The organism is Arenimonas sp. (genome assembly GCF_019459675.1).
In the GTDB taxonomy this organism is placed as follows: Bacteria; Pseudomonadota; Gammaproteobacteria; order Xanthomonadales; family Xanthomonadaceae; genus Arenimonas.
Map to the genome: position 1 here is coordinate 1 of NZ_JAIBFH010000037.1, position 17,046 is coordinate 17,046.

The following is a 17,046-nucleotide window of genomic DNA, read 5'->3' on the forward strand; positions in this document are numbered from 1 at the left end:
TGCGCGGCAGCTTCCGCCTGCTTGATCCGGCCACGGGCCGGGAGCGCACCGCCGAGGGCGTGCCGGCCCCGGGCACGGTCTAGCTGAGCCGCGCCGGCGCCGACGCGCTGGGCGCGAAGGTGGGCGACGCGATCGGCGTCGGTACCAGCGAGCTGCGCCTGGCCGCGCTGGTGGTGCAGGAGCCCGACGCGGCGCTGGACTACTTCAACACCTCGCCGCGGGTGTTCCTCAACCTATCGGATATCGACGCGACCGGCCTCGTGCAGGAAGGCAGCCGCATCACCTACCGCCTGGTGGTAGCCGGCGATGCCACGGCGGTGGAAACCTTCAACGCCAACGCCCGCGCGCAGCTCGGCCGTGGCCAGCGGCTGGAGACGGCCGCCTCGGCGCGGCCCGAAATCCGCCGCGCGCTGGAACGCGCCGACCGCTTCCTCGGGCTGGCGGCGCTGGTGTCGGTGGTGCTGGCGGCCGTGGCCGTGGCCATGGCGGCGCGCCGGCACAGTGCGCGACACCTGTCGGGTTCGGCGGTGATGCGCTGCCTGGGCGCCAGCCAGAACACGCTGGTGGGCATCCATGCGGGTGAACTGCTGATGCTTGGCCTGATGGGCAGCGGCGTCGGCATCGCGCTGGCGTTCGGCCTGCAGTGGCTGGTGGCCGACTGGCTGACCGATTCGCTCAAACTTTCCATCCCCGGCGCGGGCTGGCGGCCGGTGCTGGAGGGCTTCGGCGTGGGCCTGACCGTGCTGCTGGCGTTCGGCGTACCGCCGGTGCTGGCGCTGCGCCGCGTGCCGGCGCTGCGCGTCCTGCGCCGCGACCTCGACCCCACCGAGCCCAGCGCCTGGCTGGTGGCGCTGGCCGGCTTCACCGGGCTGGCCCTGCTGCTGTGGTGGAAGGCCGGCTCGGCCGAGCTGGGCACGGCCATGCTGCTGGGCATCGTCGCCACGCTGGCGGTGTTGGCCGGCCTGGCCTGGCTGCTGATAGCGCTGCTGCGCCGGGTTCGTTCGCGCCTGCGCGGGCCATGGCGCTACGGCCTGGCCAACGTCAGCCGGCGCTCCGCGGCCAGCATCGCCCAGGTATCCGCCCTGGGGCTGGGGCTGATGGCGCTGCTGCTGCTCACCTTCGTGCGCACCGACCTGCTGGACCGCTGGCGCAATGCACTGCCGGCGGACGCGCCCAACCGCTTCATCATCAACGTGCAGCCCGACCAGGTCGGGCCGGTGCTGGACTTCCTCACCGCCCAGGGCGTTGCCGAGCCCGAGCTGTACCCGATGATCCGCGCACGCCTGCTGGACGTGAACGGGAAGCCGGTGGACGCAGAATCGCTGGGCGAGCAGGGCGGCCGCGCAAGGCGCCTGGCCGACCGCGAGTTCAATCTGTCTTCGGCGGCGTCGCTGCGCACGGACAACGAGGTCACCGCGGGCAAGTTCTGGACCGGGCAGGTGCCCGCGCAGACCGAACTGTCGGTGGAGGAGGACTTCGCCGCGACCCTGGGTTGGAAGCTGGGCGACACGGTGACCTTCGACATCGCCGGCTCGCCCTACACCGGCCGCATCACCAGCCTGCGCAAGATCGACTGGGAAAGCTTCCGCCCCAACTTCTTCGTGATCGGCTCGCCGGGTTCGCTGGATGATTTTTCGGGCAGCCACATCACCGCGGTGAATGTGCCGGCCGAGCGCACCCGCTTCACCAGCGAGCTGGTGGACGCGTTCCCGAACCTGTCGGTGGTGGACATAGACGCGGTGCTGGACCAGGTGCGCGGCACGGTGGAACAAGTGTCCACCGTGGTCGAGGCGGTGTTTTATTTCTCGCTGGCGGCCGGCGTGCTGGTGCTGTTGGCGGCAGTGAGCGCCAGCCAGGACGAGCGCCTGCTGGAGGGCGGCGTGATGCGCGTGCTCGGCGGCAGCCGTCGCCAGCTGCGCTGGGCGCAGGTGTCGGAGTTCTCGGCCATCGGGCTGCTGTCGGGCGTGGTGGCGGCCATTGCGGCCACGGTTCTGGCGGGCGTGGTGGCCAAGCAGGTCTTCGACCTGCCGTGGACCCCGGACCCGGCGCTGGCGCTGACCGGCGCGGCCATCGGCACGGTGGCCGCGCTGCTGGCCGGACTGCTGGCGACGCGTCGGGTGCTGGACGCGCCGCCGTCGGTCACGCTGCGCGAGCTGCAGGAATAGCGCTCAGTAAACCCACATCGCCAAAGCGAACAGCACCAGCATCCAGAACGCCAGCATCAGCTTGAGGATGGCGCCCAGCAGCAGGCCCAGCCAGGTGCCCAGGCCGACCTTGGAGGCGTCGTGCCAAGGCCGGCCCTGGGCCATCTCGCCCAGCGAGGCGCCCAGGAACGGCCCGGCCAACAGGCCGGGTATGCCGAAGAAAATACCGACGAATCCGCCGATGCCGGCGCCCCAAAGTCCCTTGCTTGACGCTCCCGAGCGCTGCGCCCCCAGCACGCTGGCGGCCAGGTCGACCGCAATGGAAATCAGCACAAGGGCGCCCAGCGCGGCAAGCGTGCCGGCGCCAATGTGCTGGAAGTCGCCGGCCCAGGCGGCCAGCAGCATGCCGGCGAACATTACCGGCAGGCCGGGAAGCACGGGCAGCACGGTGCCCAGCAAGCCGACCAGGACCAGCACGCCGGCGATCAGGTAGTACAGCGAAGTGTTGTCCATGCCCCAGCATAGCAAGCGCGGCGGAATCAATAAGAACCAAAAAAAAACGGCCCGCCATAAGGCGGGCCGCTGAATTTCCGGGGAGGAAAGGTGTTTTCGCTTACGGCATGATGACCGTGTCGATCACGTGGATCACGCCATTGCTGGCCGGGATGTCGGTGGCGGTGACGGTGGCTTCGTCGACCTTCACGGTGCTGCCGGTGACGGTGATGTCGGCGACGGCGCCGTTCACGGTGGTGGCGTTGTCCAGGCCCACGACGTCAGCCGCCAGGACCTTGCCCGCAACCACGTGGTAGGTGAGCAGCGCGACGAGCTTGTCCTTGTTCTCGGGCTTGAGCAGGTCCTCGACGGTGCCGGCCGGCAGCTTGGCGAAGGCGGCGTCGGTCGGGGCGAAGACCGTGAACGGGCCCTCGCCGCTCAGGGTTTCGGCGAGGCCGGCGGCCTTGACGGCGGCAACCAGGGTTTCGAAGTCGGCGTTGGCGGCGGCCACTTCGACGATCGTGCCGGGCTTGGCTTCATTGTGATGGGCGGCCAGGGCCGGGGTGGCGACGACGGCGGTCATCATGGCAGCGAGAAGGCTCTTGCGGAGAAGGGTCATCGGTAGCTCCTGGAAAGGGGGTGGGTGCCTTGGGCACTCGTGCACAGTGCGCCCCGGCCCGTCGCGGCAGCGTGCGGGTGGCGTCAAGCTTTTGTCCGTTTTGCGTCGCGGTGGCGTGAGGGCGCATGCCGCAGCGCCGCTGCAGTCGTTATGCTGCGCGGCATCAAACCCTCCGGTGTCGCCATGCCCATGCTTGAATTGCCCCTGATTGCCGGCGACGGCCACGCCAGCGTGCTGCGCGTGCACCGCGCGGGCGACGGCGCGCCCGGACTGTTCCTGCTGCCCGCCCTGGGCGTTCCCGCCGCCAAGTACGACGCCTTTGCACTATCGCTTTGCGACGAAGGCGTGGCCTGCGCGGTGCACGAGTGGCGCGGCAACGGCAGCAGCTCGCTTCGCGCCCGGCGGGGCGTCGACTGGGGCTACCGCGAACTGCTGCAGTACGACCTGCCCGCATCCATCGCCGCGCTCGACCCGGGTTCGCGCTGGTACTTCGGCGGACACAGCCTGGGCGGACAGCTGGCGGCAATGGCGGCGGCGCGGCAGCCGCAGCGCAGCGCGGGCCTGGTGCTGCTGGCCACGGGCGTGCCGCATGCCCCTACCTTCACCGGACGCCAGCGGCTGGGGGTGGGCCTGTTCGCGCGTGTCCTTCCCCTGCTGACGCGCCTGGCCGGCTATTACCCCGGTGACCGGCTCGGCTTTGCCGGGCGCGAGGCGGGCCAGCTGATGCGCGACTGGGCCGACACCGTGCGCACGGGTCGCTATGGCCACTACGGCCACCGTGACGATCTGGAAGGCGCGCTTTCTCGCCTGCGGCAGCCCGTGCTGGCCGTGCGCATGACCCGCGACTGGCTGGTGCCTGAGGCATCGATGCAGGCGCTGATGGCCAAGATGGGCGGGCCGGGGACGGTGCAGCTGTTCGACGATGCCCGCCTGGGCGCCCACGCCGATCATTTCCGTTGGATGCGCCAGCCCCAGGCGCTGGCCGCCTGTGTTGCCGGCTGGCTTCGCGCTAACCCTTGAAGTCGCGGTGGCAGGCCTGGCAGCCGGCGCTGACGCGGTCCACCGCCACGCGCGCGGCGGCGCAGTCGGCGGGGGTGGTGGAAACAGCGGCGTCCAGCGCGGCACGCAGTTCGCTGGCATGGCCGATGAAGCGCGGATCGTCCTGGGTGGGCAGGAAAGCCGGCTCCAGGTCGTTGCCCAACTGGCGCAGCGTAAGCAGGGGAGGCATCAGGTCGCTTGCCGCGCAGCGGTTGCGCTTCATCGACTGGTCGAGGCTCTTCATCTGCGCCGACATGACGGCCATCACCCCGTTGGGGTAGGCAGTGCCCTGGCGCAGCGTGTTGATGGCGATCAGGGTCAGCAGGGAGCCCGCCAGCAGGCTGATGACGGCAACAATCAGGAAACGCATGGGTGACTCCATGAAAAAGCCGCCGTGACGATATCACGGCGGCCTTTGTGCGGCGCGTGGCTCAGCGCAGCGGGGGGATGCGGTTGCCGTCCACGCGCACGTAGGCGCCTTCACGCACGCCGTTGCCCAGGCTGTTGCGGTTGAGGATCACGCGACGCCCGTCGTCCATTCGCACGTGGATGTCGAAGGTTTCTTCGTTCATCTTGTTTTCGATGGCGTTGCCGGCCAGGGCGCCGCCGACGGCGCCAGCCACGGTGGCGGTGTTCTTGTTGCCCTGGCTGCCGTGCTTGGGCACTTCGCGCGCCACCACGGCGCCGATGACACCACCCAGCACCGCGCCGGCGCGGCTGTTGCTGCGTGCGCCGTAAACGGTTTCGATGCGTTCGATGGTGCCGCAGTCATAGCAGCGCTGCGGCTCGGAGTAGGCCGGACGGTTGTCGTAGCCATAGCCCGCATTGCGGGGCGCAGTGGTACAGGCCGTGGCGGTAAGGGTCAGTGCGGCGGCGATCAGCAACGTGGTCTTCATGGCGCAATCCTCTCGGGGGATATTTCTGGGCCAACCCTAGGCTTTCGACCCTGAACCAGTGCCGACCAGGGCCGCCCGGCCCGGGGCTGCGTTCAGCGCCCGGTCCGTGGCGTAAAATACTGGCATGGAAAACCGGGCTGACGCACGCTTCGCGGGAATCGATCGCTTGTATGGCGTGGGCGCTGCCGCTCGCCTGGCTTCGGCGCAGGCCTGCGTGGTCGGTCTGGGCGGGGTGGGCTCCTGGGCGGTGGAAGCGCTGGCGCGCAGCGGCGTGGGCCGCCTGGTGCTGATAGACGCCGACGACATCTGTGTCAGCAACACCAACCGCCAGCTGCACGCCCTCGACGGCCAGTTCGGCCGCGGCAAGGGCGAGGCGCTGGCCGAACGCTGCCGCGCGATCAATCCGGCGATCAAGGTCGAAGTGGTGGCCGACTTCCTGACGCCCGCCAACCTTGATGCCTTGCTCGACCGCGGCCACCACGTGGTGCTGGATGCCTGCGACAGCTTCCGCAGCAAGCTCGAGATGATCGCCTGGTGCCGGCGCCGGAAGCTGCCTGTGATTGTCTGCGGCTCGGCCGGCGGCAGGACGGACCCTACCCTGGTGCGGGTGCGCGACCTGTCGCGCACCGAACAGGACGCGCTGCTGGCGCTGGTGCGCAAGCACCTGCGCTCGGGCTTCCATTTTCCGCGCAATCCCGACCGCTACTTCGGCGTGCCGGCGGTCTATTCGCTGGAGAACGTGAAGTACCCGCAGCGCGACGGCAGCGTGTGCGGCGTCCGGCCCAAGCTGGGTGCCGACGAGGCGCTCAAGCTCGACTGCGGCGCCGGCCTGGGCGCCGCCACGCACGTCACGGGGACCTTCGGGTTCGCGATGGCGGGCAAGGCCATCGAGCTGCTGCTCAAACGCTGAGACAGTTCAACCGAACAGCGCCACGGCGTTGCGCGTGGTGGCCTGCGCGACCGCCTCGGGGGTTTCGCCGCGCAGCCCGGCCACCACCCGCAGCACCTCCGGCAGCAGGCCTGGCTCGTTGCGTTCGCCCCGATGGCCGGCTCCCGGCTGGTCGGGCGCATCGGTTTCCAGCAGCAGCCATTGCAGGGGCATCGTGGCCACGGTGCGGCGCAGGCGCTGGGCGCGTTCGAACGTCACCGGCCCGCCAATACCCAGGTGGAAGCCCAGGTCGAACAGCTGCATGGCCTGCTGCTGGCTGCCCGACCAGCTGTGCACCACGCCGCGCAGGCCGCCTACGCGCCGGATCGAGGTGATCACCTCGTCGACGGCGCGGCGGGCATGCACCACCACGGGCAGGTCGAATTCGCGAGCCAGCTCGAGCTGGCGCTGGAAGTAGAGACGCTGCGTCTGCGGGTCCAGCCCCGGCACGAAATAGTCCAGGCCGCATTCACCCACGGCGGCCGGGCGCTCGCGCTCCAGCCATTGGGCCAGTTCGTCCAGGTGCCCTGGCAGGTGGCGGTCAAGGAACATCGGGTGCAGCCCGTAGGCGGGGCGCAGCTGCGGGTCGGCGGCGCAGATGCCGCGCAGCTTCTCCCAGCCCGCACGATCCACGGCCGGCACCAGCTGGCGTCCGACGCCGGCGGCGCGCGCCCGTTCGACCACCTGGCCGCGATCGGGGTCGAACTCCGGTGCGTCGAGGTGGCAGTGGCTGTCGTAAAGCGCGCTCATTCCCGCCGCGATTCACCGTCAATGGTGACACCCGCGCGTGCCGCTTCGCCCGGAGCCTGCTTGCGCTTCTTCCAGGTGGCCAGCATCAGGGTCAGCAGGCCCATGACGATTTCGTCGATCAGGGGGATCGGGTCGGGGACCACCATATTGACGGCCCACAGCCCCAGCGTGATGAAGAACAGGGTCGGGAACCGCAGGCGGCTGGCGAATGCCATCAGCGGCCCGGTCACGGGGTTGATCATCTCTGGACTCCGGTGCGGGCTTGGGAAGAAAGTATCACGCGTTGCTGATATCCCGGCTTCGGGTGCCGTTCAGGCGCGCGGCGACACTCTCCCCCTGCGCAGGCGCAAAACCGCCGCCAACCCAGAGGAACTTCACCATGAACAAGACAATATTGGCCGTGCTGGCCGGGATGCTCGTCGGCGGTGGCGCCATTGCCGCCTACCAGACCTTCTCCACCCCCTATGCCGAGGTGGTTTCTTCCACCCCCATCACCGAGCGCGAACCGATCTACGGCGAAGTGATCTCGTCGGTCGCGGTGACCGAAATGCGCACCGGCTCGCGCCAGGTCTGTGAAGACCAGGTGGTGGAGAAGCGCCGCGCCGAACGCTTCGGCGACAAGGACGGTGCCGTGGTTGGCGCCCTGGTCGGCGGCCTGCTGGGCAACCAGGTGGGTGGCGGCAGCGGCAAGAAGGTCGCCACGGTAGCCGGTGTCGTGGGCGGCGCCTACGCCGGACGGGAGATTGACCGCCGTCACGTGGGCGGCCAGAGATACACCGAAGTCGAACAGGTGTGCCGCACCGTGACCGAACCGCGTGAAGAGGTGATCGGCTACGACGTCGAGTACCGCGCCGATGGCGTGGTGGCCAGCAAGCGCCTGGACAAGAAGCCGGGCGAGCAGGTCCTGCTGGGCGAGCGTGACCGCGTGGTGGGCTATGACGTCACCTGGCGCTACGACGACCAGACCGGCAACCTCATCATGGCGGACGACCCGGGCGACCGCCTTCCGATCAAGGACGGCGTGATCGTGGTGGACGGCGGCAACAGCGTCGCCCCGCCGCAGGGCTGAGCCTTCACGCCAGGCTCGCATTGGAAGGGTCGGCCCAGCCGGCCCTTCTTCGTTTCAGGGGCGCGACGGACGTTGCCTGAAAGGATGCGGTGGCGGGGCAGGGCAGGCTAAAATGCCGGCCTTCCCGCCCACCGCAGATTGCATCCCATGGCCCTGAACCCGACCGACCTGTTCGACATCCGCAGTCTTCTTTCCGAAGAGGAGCGCATGGTCCAGGACAGCGTCGCACGCTTCACCGACGAAAAAGTCCTGCCCATCATCGGCGACTGTTTCGACCAGGGGCGTTTCCCGAAAGAGCTCGTGCCCGAGATCGCGGCGATGGGCCTGCTGGGTTCCTCGCTGCCCGAGAAGTATGGCTGCGCCAATCTCAACGCGGTCAGCTACGGCCTGATCTGCATGGAGCTTGAGCGCGGTGATTCCGGCATCCGCAGCTTCGTATCGGTGCAGAGCTCGCTGTGCATGTACCCGATCTTCGCCTACGGCTCGGAAGAACAGCGCCAGCAGTACCTGCCGGGCATGGCCCGCGGCGAGATCATCGGCTGCTTCGGCCTGACCGAACCGCACGGCGGCTCCGACCCGGCGAACATGAAGACCACCGCCCGGAAGGACGGCGACGACTGGGTGATCAACGGCGCCAAGATGTGGATCACCAACGGCAACCTGGCCGACATCGCCATCGTCTGGGCGATGACCGAAGACGGCATCCAGGGCTTCATCGTGCCGAAGGAAACCAAGGGTTTCGCGGCCCAGGAAGTGCACAAGAAGATGAGCCTGCGCGCCTCGGTGACGTCGGCGCTGTTCTTCGACGACGTGCGCCTGCCCGACCGCCAGCGCCTGCCGAACGTGAAAGGCCTCAAGGGCCCGCTGGGCTGCCTGACCCAGGCGCGCTACGGCATCACCTGGGGCCCGATCGGTGCCGCCATCGCCAGCTACACGTCGGCGCTGGAGTATTCCAAGACCCGCATCCTGTTCAACCGCCCGATCGCCGCCACCCAGGCCGTGCAGCTCAAGCTGGCCGAGATGGCCCGCCGCATCACCATGGCGCAGCTGCTGAGCCTGCAGCTGGGCCGGCTGAAGGACGCGGGCAAGATGCAGCCGGCACAGGTGTCGCTGGCCAAGTGGAACAACTGCCGCATCGCCCTGGACATCAGCCGCGAGGCGCGCGACATCCTGGGTGGCGCCGGCATCACCACCGAGCACCCGCCGATCCGGCACGCCCTGAACCTTGAGTCCGTCATCACCTATGAAGGCACCGAAACCGTGCATCAGCTGGTGATCGGCCGCGAAGTGACCGGCATCAACGCGTTCTGACCGCCCCCGGGGCTGCGCTGCGCGCACCCCGGCGGTTCCGGGCACGCCTCCGGCGCGCCTGTTCCGCGTTACCACGAGATCGCCATGTCCGCAGCCGCGCCCCTGATTCCCGCCCGTCACAAAGACCTCAATCGCGCCAAGGTGTGCGACGACAATTTCACCGAGTTCGTCACGGGATGGAGCGGAGACGTGCAGCCGCGCCCGGCGCCGCACGAGGCGGTGCTGGAGGGCAGTGCCTGCAGCGCTGAAGACTTCCTGGCGCTGTTCGACTCGCAGCTGGCGTCGCGCCACCTGGACCTGATGGCGCGCGTGCTGCGCGTCCAGCAGAAGGTCTTCTACACCATCGGTTCGTCGGGCCACGAAGGCAATGCCATGGTGGCCCGGCTGACGCGTCACACCGATCCGGCGTTCCTTCACTACCGCTCCGGCGGCTTCATGGCCGAGCGCTTCCGCAAGCTTCCGGGCATGGACCCGGTGATGGATTCCGCGCTCAGCTTCGCCGCCAGCGCACAGGATCCGATCTCCGGCGGCCGGCACAAGGTCTGGGGCAGCAAGCCGCTTTGGGTGCTGCCGCAGACGTCCACCATCGCCTCGCACCTGCCCAAGGCCCTGGGCACCGCGATTGCGATCGAACAGGCGCGCCGCATCGGCCACGCGCTGCCGATCCCCGACGACTCCATCGCCATCTGTTCGTTTGGCGACGCCTCCAGCAACCACGCCAGCGCCCAGACAGCGTTCAACACCGCGCAGTGGACCGCCTACCAGAAGCTGCCGGCGCCGGTGCTTTACGTATGCGAAGACAACGGCATCGGTATTTCGGTGAAGACGCCCGGCGGCTGGATCGCCAACGCCTTCAAGGATCGCCACGGGCTGGATTATTTCTACGCCGACGGCCTGGACATCGCACAGGGCTACGGCCAGGTGCAGGCCGCGGTGGAACATTGCCGCCGCACCCGCCGCCCAACCTTCCTGCACCTGCGCACCACCCGCATCATGGGTCACGCCGGCACCGACTTTGAAATCGAGTGGCGCAGCGTCGAGGAGCTGATGGCCGTGGAAGCCAGCGACCCGCTGCTGCGCTCGGCGGAAATCGCGCTGTGCTCAGGCCTGATGTCGAAGGACGAAGTGCTGGCGAAATACGAAGCGATGCGCAAGCGTTGCTTTGCAGCCGCCGACCAGGCCGACCAGCTGCCCAAGCTGACCGACCTGGCCGAAGTGATGCGCCCGCTGGCGCCCTACACGCCCGACAAGGTGCAGGCCGAAGCCGCCCGCAGCGACTTCCCGGACAAGCGCCTCGCGGTGTTCGGCGGCGAAGCCAAACTCCCGGAAAACCAGCCGCCCAGGCACCTGGCCATCCAGATCAACCAGGCGCTGCACGACCTGTTCTGCAAATACCCCGAGGCGCTGCTGTTCGGCGAAGACGTGGCCCAGAAGGGCGGCGTGTATACGGTCACCAAGGGCCTGCACAAGGCGTTCAAGAACGCCCGCGTGTTCAACACCCTGCTGGACGAAACCATGATCCTGGGCCTGGCCCAGGGCTATGCCAACGTGGGCCTGCTGCCGATGCCCGAGATCCAGTACCTGGCGTATTTCCACAACGCCTGCGACCAGATCCGCGGCGAAGCCTGCAGCCTGCAGTTCTTCAGCAACGGCCAGTACCGCAACCCCATGGTGATGCGCATCGCGTCGCTGGGTTACCAGCGGGGCTTTGGCGGTCATTTCCACAACGACAACTCGATCACTGCGCTGCGTGACATCCCCGGCCTGCTGGTCGGTTGCCCCAGCCGCGGTGACGACGCTGCCACCATGCTGCGCACCATGATGGCCCTGGCCAAGGTGGACGGCCGCGTCTGCGCCTTCCTCGAGCCGATCGCGCTGTACATGACCAAGGACCTGCACGAGCCGGGCGACGGCCAGTGGCTGACCGCGTACCCGCCGGTGGACCAGGCCATGGTCATTGGCGAGGAGCGCACTTACTTCCCGGAGGCCCGCGACCTGGTGGTCTTCAGCTTCGGCAATGGCGTCCCGATGAGCCTGCGGGCCGCGCGGGAGATCGAGGCCAGGCACGGCTGGAAGGTGCGCGTGGTGGACCTGCGCTGGCTGCAGCCGCTCAACGCCCAGGCCATCGCCCGCCACGCCCGCGAGTGCGACCGGATCCTGGTGGTGGACGAGGGCCGTCGCTCGGCCGGCGTGGGCGAGGGCATCATCACCGCCGTGGTGGAGGCAGGCCTGGGCGCGAAGCCGCTGCGCCGCGTGGTGGGCGAGGACACCTATACCCCGCTGGCGGGGGCGGCTTTCCTGGTCATTCCCAGCGAGGCCGACATCGTGGCCATGGCCGCGCAGATGGCCTGATTCCGTTCTTTAATCCGATGTAATGACGGCGCCGCCAGCATCGCCTAGACTCGGAGCGAATGAGCCCATCCCGGCCCCAGACCATCCTTTTTGCCGATGTCAGCGGCAGCACCCGGCTGTTCGAAACCAAGGGTGACGTGGAGGCGCGCCGGCTTATTGCCGCCGTGCTGGACGCGCTGTCACAGGTCTGCCGGCAGCACGGCGGCCGGGTCATCAAGACCATCGGCGACGAAATCATGTGCACGTTCCCGGGCGCGCTCAACGGCATCCTGGCCGCCTGCGACATGCAGCGCAGAATGGGCCGCGACATCGACTTCGTCCGCGACAGCCTGGCGGTGCGTATCGGGCTCCACCACGGCGACGCGCTGGAGGAGGACGACGGCGACGTCTACGGCGACGCCGTGAACACCGCCGCCCGGATGGGGTCGCTGGCCAAGCGTGAACAGGTGGTCACCACCGCGGCCACCTACGACAGCCTGACGGGCAAGGTGCCCGAGGCGCGCAGCCTGGGCAAGGCGCGGGTCAGCGGCAAGCTGCTGCCGATCGAGATCGTGGACCTGGTCTGGCAGGAAGACACGTCGGGCATGACCATGGTGCAAAGCGCCATCCGCAGCGGCGACGGGGGCGTGCAGGGTGCCGTGCTGCGCCTGCGGCACCGGGGCCAGCTGGTCGAGCTGGGCCCCGATTCCCAGCCCTTCAGCATGGGCCGCGAGCCGGGCAACCACCTGGTGATCGAAGCCGACTGGGTCAGCCGCAGCCACGCCATGGTTGAGTACAAGCGCGGCCACTTCATGGTGGCCGACCGCTCCACCAATGGCACCTATGTGCGCATTGGTGAAGACGAAGAGCTCAAGGTGCATCGCGACGAGCTGCACCTGCGCAAGTCAGGCACCATCAGCCTGGGTCAGAGCTTCGGCGTGAACACCGGCGACATCATCCACTTCGAAGCCCTGTAGCCCGGCCCTCAGCCGCCGGCGGTAACTTCGATGCCGCCCGTCACTTCCGCCTCGGCTTCCGTCTCGGTGACCACGGCCGGCGCCGCAGCGGCCGGCTTGGCCTTGTAGCCGAAAACGCCGCGCAGCAGGCGCTCGTTGCCGGCGTATTCGGCGGCGGTGGCCGGCACGAACTGGCTGGCGCCGAGCTCCACCAGCACTTCGTACAGCGAGTCGTCCTCGTGCAGCTTGAGCATGGCCTCGGAAACCGCCTTGCGCACGTCCGCCGGCACGGTGCCGCCGGCGCTCAGCGCGCGGCCGGTGAACTCGCGCGACTCCGAGACCACCATCAGGTTGGGATAGGTCTGGGCGATGTAGTTGGGCACCATTGCCGCTTCGGTCTCCTGCGAGAACACCATTTCGACGCCGTCCCTCCAGCTGGCGGCAACGGACTGGATCTCGGGCTGGGCGATCGGGTTCTTGTACAGGTCGCCCAGCAGCAGATAGCCCATGCTGGGCGCGGGCATGCTGACCACGCGGTAGCCGATCAGCCCCTGGATGCCGCCCTCGGCCACGGGCGCGTCGGCCAGCAGGGAATAACGGGTGGCTTCGGCCACGCGCACCAGCGGGGTGAAGCCCAGCCGCTCGCGGCGATAGTCAGTGAAGTGTGCTTCCTCGAACGCGAAGTCGGTCTTGGCGCCCGACCGCAGGTCGCGCCAGTACACGTGGTAGTTGGTCGCGGTCTTGAGGGCGAAGCTGTGGCCCGTACTCTTGGCCAGGTAGTCCAGCAGAGGCTTGTAGACCTGCTGAGCCTGCGCGGGCGGGAAATTGGGCTCGACGGCGAGCGTGTAGTCGGCGGCCATGGCGGGCGCCGCGAATATTACCGAAATCAAGGCCGCAAGGCCGTGGCTGAGCTTCATGTTGGTGGTCCTCCCTGTGCTCGGCGGTATAGCAGACATCGCGCGCACAAGCCAATCGTGACGGCCGTCTCAGCTGGGCCTGGCAAGGCCTTGCAGCAGGCTTTCCCGGGTGCAGGGACGCCCGCCCGAACTCAGCGGGCCGTCGGCATCCGCCGTCAGGACTGCCAGCGCCTGGGTGCCGCTGGCGTCGATGCAGACGAGGCTGCCCACGCCTTGGCCGGCGGCCTCCACGGACTGGCCGGGCGCCAGGCCCAGCCCCCTCAGCCTGGCCAGCACGCGCTTGGCCTGGCCCAGGTAATGGGTGCGGGACACGATTTCCTGCCCGGGGTAGCAGCCTTTTTTCAGGCTGAAGGCGCCCAGGCGCTCGAGGGACAGCATCTGCGGGGTGTAGGCCTCGCGCTGTTCACCCGCCAGCCTGGGCAGCCCGTGGGCGATGTCCAGGGCGCGCCAGTGCGCGTCGACGGCCCCATCGGAAGGGCCGATCGCGGGATGCGAGGGCGGCAGCAGCCAGAGCCAGCGCTGGCCACCCTCGCCGCTGAAGTCCAGGGCGAAGCCGTGGTCGGGATCGCCCGCGATGGCGCCAACGTCGCTGGTGGCCGCCGCCGGACCCGAGGCGGCCACCAGGCCGGGCGCGTCCCGAAGCGACACCTTGCTGCGGAAGACAAAGCGCTGCAGGTGCGCCACCAGGTCGGCACCGGCCAGGTCGGGCAGCACCAGCAGGAATCGCTCGGGCGCCACGTTGGCAAGCGCGAACAGTGCGATCACGCGGCCCTTGGCGGTCAGCAGGCCGTTCCACTGCCAACGCCCCGGCGTGAGCGCCGCCACGTCGTTCATGGCCTGTGCCTGCAGGAAGGAAGCCGCATCGCGCCCCTGCACCTCCACCACGCTGAAGCCGGCGAGGGCAGGGCAAAGGACGGTGTCGAGATTTGTCTTGAACGTCATGGGCGCGGGGACTTAACATTGGGACATGGCCAACGAGCCCCGAATCATAGGCGATACAGCGCCTGACACCGAGCCGGTACCGCGTCGTCCCGACCCCGCCACCGAGGCTGATGCCCCGCGCCCGGTCGAACATGGCGGGCGTGACGGACCCGATCCCACGCGCTACGGCGACTGGGAAAAGAACGGGCGCTGCATAGACTTCTGACGCAGCGAACACACCGCTTGCCCCAAACTCCCCTCCTGACCTTGAGAAGAGCGCAGCCCATGGCGACGCCGAAACGACCGCTTTCCCCGTTCATGATCGGCCCGTACTACCGGCCGCAGCTCACCAGCATGATGTCCATTGCCCACCGCGGCACCGGCGTGGTGCTGGCCCTGGGCAGCCTGGTGTTGGTTGCCTGGCTGGTTGCCGCCGCGGGCAACGCGCAAACCTTCGATGCCTTCAACGGCGTGATGGGCTCGATGGTGGGCAAGCTGGCCCTGTTCGTCTTCTCGGCCTGCTTGGTCTACCACTTCCTCAACGGCATCCGGCACCTGTTCTGGGACGCGGGGCGCGGCTACGACCTGCCCAACGCCTACGCCAGCGGCTACGCCGTGCTCGCACTGTCGGTGGTACTGACCGCCGTGCTCTGGTGGTTCGCCCTGGGAGGCCTGGCATGAACCTGCGCAACCCGCTTTCCACGGCCAAGGGCCTGGGTTCGGCCAAGGACGGCACCGGTCACTGGTGGAACCAGCGCCTCACCGCCATCGCCCTGGCGCTGCTGACGCCCTGGTTCGTGTTTTTCTCGGTCGGTCTGTTGGGCGCCGGGCAGGACCAGGTGCGCAGCGCCATCGCCGAGCCGCTGAGCGCCACGCTGCTGGCGGCCTTCGTGCTGTCGCTGTTCTGGCACGCGCGTCTTGGCCTGCAGGTGGTGGTGGAGGACTACGTGCATGGCGCCGCGGAAATCGTCCTGCAGATCATCATCAAGTTCGTTTACGCGCTGGCGGCCATCGCCGCCCTGCTGGCCATCGGCCGCATCGTCTTTACCGCCTGAGGCCGCCATGACGTCCGCTTACAAAATCCACGAGCACACCTACGACATGGTCGTCGTGGGTGCCGGCGGTGCCGGCCTCCGCGCCACCTTCGGCCTGGCCCAGAAGGGCCTCAAGACCGCCTGCATCAGCAAGGTGTTCCCGACCCGCTCGCACACCGTCGCGGCGCAGGGCGGCATTTCCGCCGCGCTGGCCAACATGGGCGAAGACGACTGGCGCTTCCACTTCTACGACACCATCAAGGGCTCGGACTGGCTGGGCGACCAGGATGCGATCGAATACATGTGCCGCGAGGCCATCCCCGCGGTGATCGAACTCGAGCACCAGGGCGTGCCGTTCTCGCGCACCGAAGACGGCAAGATCTACCAGCGTCCCTTCGGCGGCATGACCACACACTACGGCCAGGGCACCGCGCAGCGCACCTGCGCCGCCGCCGACCGCACCGGCCACGCCATCCTGCATACGCTGTACCAGCAGTCGCTGGCGCACCAGGCCGAGTTCTTCATCGAATACTTCGCGCTCGACCTGATCATGGACGAGGAGGGCGCCTGCCGCGGCGTGCTGGCCATGGACATGGCCACCGGCGAGATGCACCTGTTCCGCGGCCAGGGCACCGTGCTGGCCACGGGAGGCTACGGCCGCGCCTACTTCAGCGCCACGTCGGCGCACACCTGCACCGGCGACGGCGGCGGCATGGCGCTGCGCGCCGGCCTGCCGCTGCAGGACATGGAGTTCGTGCAGTTCCACCCCACCGGCGTCTACGGCGCCGGCTGCCTGATCACCGAAGGCGTGCGCGGCGAAGGCGGCATCCTGCGCAACTCGGCCGGCGAGCGCTTCATGGAGCGCTATGCACCGCACTACAAGGATCTGGCCTCGCGCGACGTGGTGTCGCGTTCGATGACCATCGAGATCCGCGAAGGCCGCGGCGTCGGCGAGCACAAGGATCACATCCTGCTCGAGCTGACCCACCTCGGCCCGGGCGTCATCGACGACAAGCTGCCGGGCATCGCTGAAAGCGCCCGCATCTTCGCCGGCGTGGACGTGCACAAGCAGCCGATCCCGGTCATCCCGACCGTGCACTACAACATGGGTGGCATCCCGACCAACTACCACGGCGAAGTCGTGCGCAAGGTCGGCGACAACCCCGATGCGGTCGTGCCGGGCCTGTACGCCATCGGCGAAGCGGCCTGCGTGTCCGTGCACGGCGCCAACCGCCTGGGCTCGAACTCGCTGCTGGATCTGGTCGTGTTCGGCCGTGCGGTGGCCAACCGCTGCGCCGACACCATCAAGCCGGGCCAGCCGCACAAGACCCTGCCGTCCGATGCGTGCGACAAGGCCCTGGGCCTGCTCGACAAGCTGCGTTACGCCAACGGCGACACCCCGACCTCGGTCATCCGCGATCGCATGCAGCGCACCATGCAGAACGACGCGGCGGTGTTCCGTACCAGCAAGACGCTGGAAGAGGGCTGCGCCAAGATGGCCGAAATCTTCGACTCCTTCCAGGACGTCAAGGTCTCCGACCGTTCGCTGGTTTGGAACTCGGACCTGATCGAAACCTACGAGCTGAACAACCTGCTGCTCAACGCGGTGGCGACGATCAACTCGGCCGAACAGCGCAAGG

General features: G+C 68.5%; 19 protein-coding genes. 11 read left to right on the forward strand and 8 right to left on the reverse strand.

Going from position 1 to position 17,046, the window contains the following annotated elements; translation table 11 throughout:
• Nucleotides 1-119: 119 nt before the first annotated feature.
• Nucleotides 120-2,165, forward strand: a complete 2,046-nt coding sequence (locus K0M70_RS01285; protein ID WP_290778253.1) for an FtsX-like permease family protein — start codon at nucleotides 120-122, stop codon at nucleotides 2,163-2,165.
• Nucleotides 2,166-2,168: 3 nt separating this feature from the next.
• Here the strand turns inward: K0M70_RS01285 and K0M70_RS01290 are convergent, their stop codons facing one another.
• Both K0M70_RS01290 and K0M70_RS01295 read right to left on the reverse strand, forming a co-directional pair.
• Nucleotides 2,169-2,657, reverse strand: a complete 489-nt coding sequence (locus tag K0M70_RS01290) for a DUF456 domain-containing protein (protein ID WP_290778257.1) — start codon at nucleotides 2,655-2,657, stop codon at nucleotides 2,169-2,171.
• 100 nt (nucleotides 2,658-2,757) lie between these two features.
• On the reverse strand, nucleotides 2,758-3,255 hold the full coding sequence (locus K0M70_RS01295; protein ID WP_290778259.1) for a fasciclin domain-containing protein: 498 nt from the start codon (nucleotides 3,253-3,255) through the stop codon (nucleotides 2,758-2,760).
• A 189-nt stretch (nucleotides 3,256-3,444) separates the two neighbouring features.
• Between K0M70_RS01295 and K0M70_RS01300 the strand changes: the two genes are divergently transcribed.
• Nucleotides 3,445-4,275, forward strand: coding sequence for an alpha/beta fold hydrolase (locus K0M70_RS01300; RefSeq protein WP_290778261.1), 831 nt, complete (start codon nucleotides 3,445-3,447; stop codon nucleotides 4,273-4,275).
• On the opposite strand, the gene K0M70_RS01305 is transcribed toward K0M70_RS01300, so the two are convergent.
• Nucleotides 4,265-4,663, reverse strand: a complete 399-nt coding sequence (locus K0M70_RS01305) for a hypothetical protein (protein ID WP_290778263.1) — start codon at nucleotides 4,661-4,663, stop codon at nucleotides 4,265-4,267. The genes K0M70_RS01300 and K0M70_RS01305 overlap by 11 nt on opposite strands.
• Before the next feature lie 61 nt (nucleotides 4,664-4,724).
• Nucleotides 4,725-5,189 (reverse strand): glycine zipper 2TM domain-containing protein, encoded by a 465-nt coding sequence (locus tag K0M70_RS01310; RefSeq protein WP_290778265.1) that lies wholly within the window; start codon nucleotides 5,187-5,189, stop codon nucleotides 4,725-4,727.
• 124 nt (nucleotides 5,190-5,313) lie between these two features.
• Here K0M70_RS01310 and K0M70_RS01315 point away from each other — a divergent pair, with 124 nt between their 5' ends.
• The gene (locus K0M70_RS01315) at nucleotides 5,314-6,099 is read left to right on the forward strand and encodes a tRNA threonylcarbamoyladenosine dehydratase (protein ID WP_290778267.1); all 786 of its coding nucleotides are present in this window, start codon (nucleotides 5,314-5,316) and stop codon (nucleotides 6,097-6,099) included.
• Nucleotides 6,100-6,105: 6 nt separating this feature from the next.
• Here the strand turns inward: K0M70_RS01315 and K0M70_RS01320 are convergent, their stop codons facing one another.
• Both K0M70_RS01320 and K0M70_RS01325 read right to left on the reverse strand, forming a co-directional pair.
• Nucleotides 6,106-6,867, reverse strand: a complete 762-nt coding sequence (locus K0M70_RS01320) for a TatD family hydrolase (RefSeq protein ID WP_290778270.1) — start codon at nucleotides 6,865-6,867, stop codon at nucleotides 6,106-6,108.
• Nucleotides 6,864-7,109 (reverse strand): DUF6116 family protein, encoded by a 246-nt coding sequence (locus tag K0M70_RS01325; protein ID WP_290778273.1) that lies wholly within the window; start codon nucleotides 7,107-7,109, stop codon nucleotides 6,864-6,866. The genes K0M70_RS01320 and K0M70_RS01325 overlap by 4 nt, the downstream gene beginning before the upstream one ends.
• A 137-nt stretch (nucleotides 7,110-7,246) precedes the next feature.
• On the opposite strand from K0M70_RS01325, the gene K0M70_RS01330 reads away from it, so the two are divergent.
• From K0M70_RS01330 to K0M70_RS01345, 4 genes are all read left to right on the forward strand, one after another.
• The gene (locus tag K0M70_RS01330; RefSeq protein ID WP_290778275.1) at nucleotides 7,247-7,936 is read left to right on the forward strand and encodes a glycine zipper 2TM domain-containing protein; all 690 of its coding nucleotides are present in this window, start codon (nucleotides 7,247-7,249) and stop codon (nucleotides 7,934-7,936) included.
• A 147-nt stretch (nucleotides 7,937-8,083) separates the two neighbouring features.
• On the forward strand, nucleotides 8,084-9,247 hold the full coding sequence (locus K0M70_RS01335) for an acyl-CoA dehydrogenase family protein (RefSeq protein WP_290778278.1): 1,164 nt from the start codon (nucleotides 8,084-8,086) through the stop codon (nucleotides 9,245-9,247).
• Between the two features lie 84 nt (nucleotides 9,248-9,331).
• Nucleotides 9,332-11,599 carry a thiamine pyrophosphate-dependent enzyme gene (locus K0M70_RS01340; RefSeq protein WP_290778282.1) on the forward strand — a complete coding sequence of 756 codons (2,268 nt, stop codon included), beginning with the start codon at nucleotides 9,332-9,334 and terminating at the stop codon, nucleotides 11,597-11,599.
• A 59-nt stretch (nucleotides 11,600-11,658) separates the two neighbouring features.
• Nucleotides 11,659-12,555: an adenylate/guanylate cyclase domain-containing protein gene (locus K0M70_RS01345; protein ID WP_290778284.1), complete on the forward strand. Its 897-nt coding sequence runs from the start codon at nucleotides 11,659-11,661 to the stop codon at nucleotides 12,553-12,555.
• Nucleotides 12,556-12,563: 8 nt separating this feature from the next.
• On the opposite strand, the gene K0M70_RS01350 is transcribed toward K0M70_RS01345, so the two are convergent.
• Both K0M70_RS01350 and K0M70_RS01355 read right to left on the reverse strand, forming a co-directional pair.
• Complete coding sequence (locus tag K0M70_RS01350) at nucleotides 12,564-13,451, reverse strand: PhnD/SsuA/transferrin family substrate-binding protein (RefSeq protein ID WP_290778286.1); 888 nt, start codon at nucleotides 13,449-13,451, stop codon at nucleotides 12,564-12,566.
• 69 nt (nucleotides 13,452-13,520) lie between these two features.
• Complete coding sequence (locus tag K0M70_RS01355; RefSeq protein WP_290778289.1) at nucleotides 13,521-14,393, reverse strand: folate-binding protein; 873 nt, start codon at nucleotides 14,391-14,393, stop codon at nucleotides 13,521-13,523.
• Nucleotides 14,394-14,418: 25 nt separating this feature from the next.
• On the opposite strand from K0M70_RS01355, the gene K0M70_RS01360 reads away from it, so the two are divergent.
• The 4 genes from K0M70_RS01360 to sdhA all read left to right on the forward strand — a co-directional run.
• Entirely contained in the window at nucleotides 14,419-14,598 is a 180-nt protein-coding gene (locus K0M70_RS01360) for a DUF1674 domain-containing protein (protein WP_290778292.1), read from the forward strand.
• 59 nt (nucleotides 14,599-14,657) lie between these two features.
• On the forward strand, nucleotides 14,658-15,053 hold the full coding sequence (gene sdhC / locus K0M70_RS01365) for a succinate dehydrogenase, cytochrome b556 subunit (protein WP_290778295.1): 396 nt from the start codon (nucleotides 14,658-14,660) through the stop codon (nucleotides 15,051-15,053).
• On the forward strand, nucleotides 15,050-15,427 hold the full coding sequence (gene sdhD / locus K0M70_RS01370) for a succinate dehydrogenase, hydrophobic membrane anchor protein (RefSeq protein ID WP_290778297.1): 378 nt from the start codon (nucleotides 15,050-15,052) through the stop codon (nucleotides 15,425-15,427). The genes sdhC and sdhD overlap by 4 nt, the downstream gene beginning before the upstream one ends.
• A 7-nt stretch (nucleotides 15,428-15,434) precedes the next feature.
• A partial coding sequence (gene sdhA / locus K0M70_RS01375; RefSeq protein WP_290778300.1) for a succinate dehydrogenase flavoprotein subunit occupies nucleotides 15,435-17,046 on the forward strand: 1,612 nt, incomplete at its 3' end.

What these genes read in the sequence shown, in the direction of transcription:
- K0M70_RS01290 (WP_290778257.1), bottom strand. Translation starts at nt 2,657, where the DNA reads ATGGACAACACTTCGCTGTACTACCTGATCGCCGGCGTGCTGGTCCTG.
- K0M70_RS01295 (WP_290778259.1), bottom strand. Translation starts at nt 3,255, where the DNA reads ATGACCCTTCTCCGCAAGAGCCTTCTCGCTGCCATGATGACCGCCGTC.
- K0M70_RS01300 (WP_290778261.1), top strand. Translation starts at nt 3,445, where the DNA reads ATGCTTGAATTGCCCCTGATTGCCGGCGACGGCCACGCCAGCGTGCTG.
- K0M70_RS01305 (WP_290778263.1), bottom strand. Translation starts at nt 4,663, where the DNA reads ATGCGTTTCCTGATTGTTGCCGTCATCAGCCTGCTGGCGGGCTCCCTG.
- K0M70_RS01310 (WP_290778265.1), bottom strand. Translation starts at nt 5,189, where the DNA reads ATGAAGACCACGTTGCTGATCGCCGCCGCACTGACCCTTACCGCCACG.
- K0M70_RS01315 (WP_290778267.1), top strand. Translation starts at nt 5,314, where the DNA reads ATGGAAAACCGGGCTGACGCACGCTTCGCGGGAATCGATCGCTTGTAT.
- K0M70_RS01320 (WP_290778270.1), bottom strand. Translation starts at nt 6,867, where the DNA reads ATGAGCGCGCTTTACGACAGCCACTGCCACCTCGACGCACCGGAGTTC.
- K0M70_RS01325 (WP_290778273.1), bottom strand. Translation starts at nt 7,109, where the DNA reads ATGATCAACCCCGTGACCGGGCCGCTGATGGCATTCGCCAGCCGCCTG.
- K0M70_RS01330 (WP_290778275.1), top strand. Translation starts at nt 7,247, where the DNA reads ATGAACAAGACAATATTGGCCGTGCTGGCCGGGATGCTCGTCGGCGGT.
- K0M70_RS01335 (WP_290778278.1), top strand. Translation starts at nt 8,084, where the DNA reads ATGGCCCTGAACCCGACCGACCTGTTCGACATCCGCAGTCTTCTTTCC.
- K0M70_RS01340 (WP_290778282.1), top strand. Translation starts at nt 9,332, where the DNA reads ATGTCCGCAGCCGCGCCCCTGATTCCCGCCCGTCACAAAGACCTCAAT.
- K0M70_RS01345 (WP_290778284.1), top strand. Translation starts at nt 11,659, where the DNA reads ATGAGCCCATCCCGGCCCCAGACCATCCTTTTTGCCGATGTCAGCGGC.
- K0M70_RS01350 (WP_290778286.1), bottom strand. Translation starts at nt 13,451, where the DNA reads ATGAAGCTCAGCCACGGCCTTGCGGCCTTGATTTCGGTAATATTCGCG.
- K0M70_RS01355 (WP_290778289.1), bottom strand. Translation starts at nt 14,393, where the DNA reads ATGACGTTCAAGACAAATCTCGACACCGTCCTTTGCCCTGCCCTCGCC.
- K0M70_RS01360 (WP_290778292.1), top strand. Translation starts at nt 14,419, where the DNA reads ATGGCCAACGAGCCCCGAATCATAGGCGATACAGCGCCTGACACCGAG.
- sdhC (WP_290778295.1), top strand. Translation starts at nt 14,658, where the DNA reads ATGGCGACGCCGAAACGACCGCTTTCCCCGTTCATGATCGGCCCGTAC.
- sdhD (WP_290778297.1), top strand. Translation starts at nt 15,050, where the DNA reads ATGAACCTGCGCAACCCGCTTTCCACGGCCAAGGGCCTGGGTTCGGCC.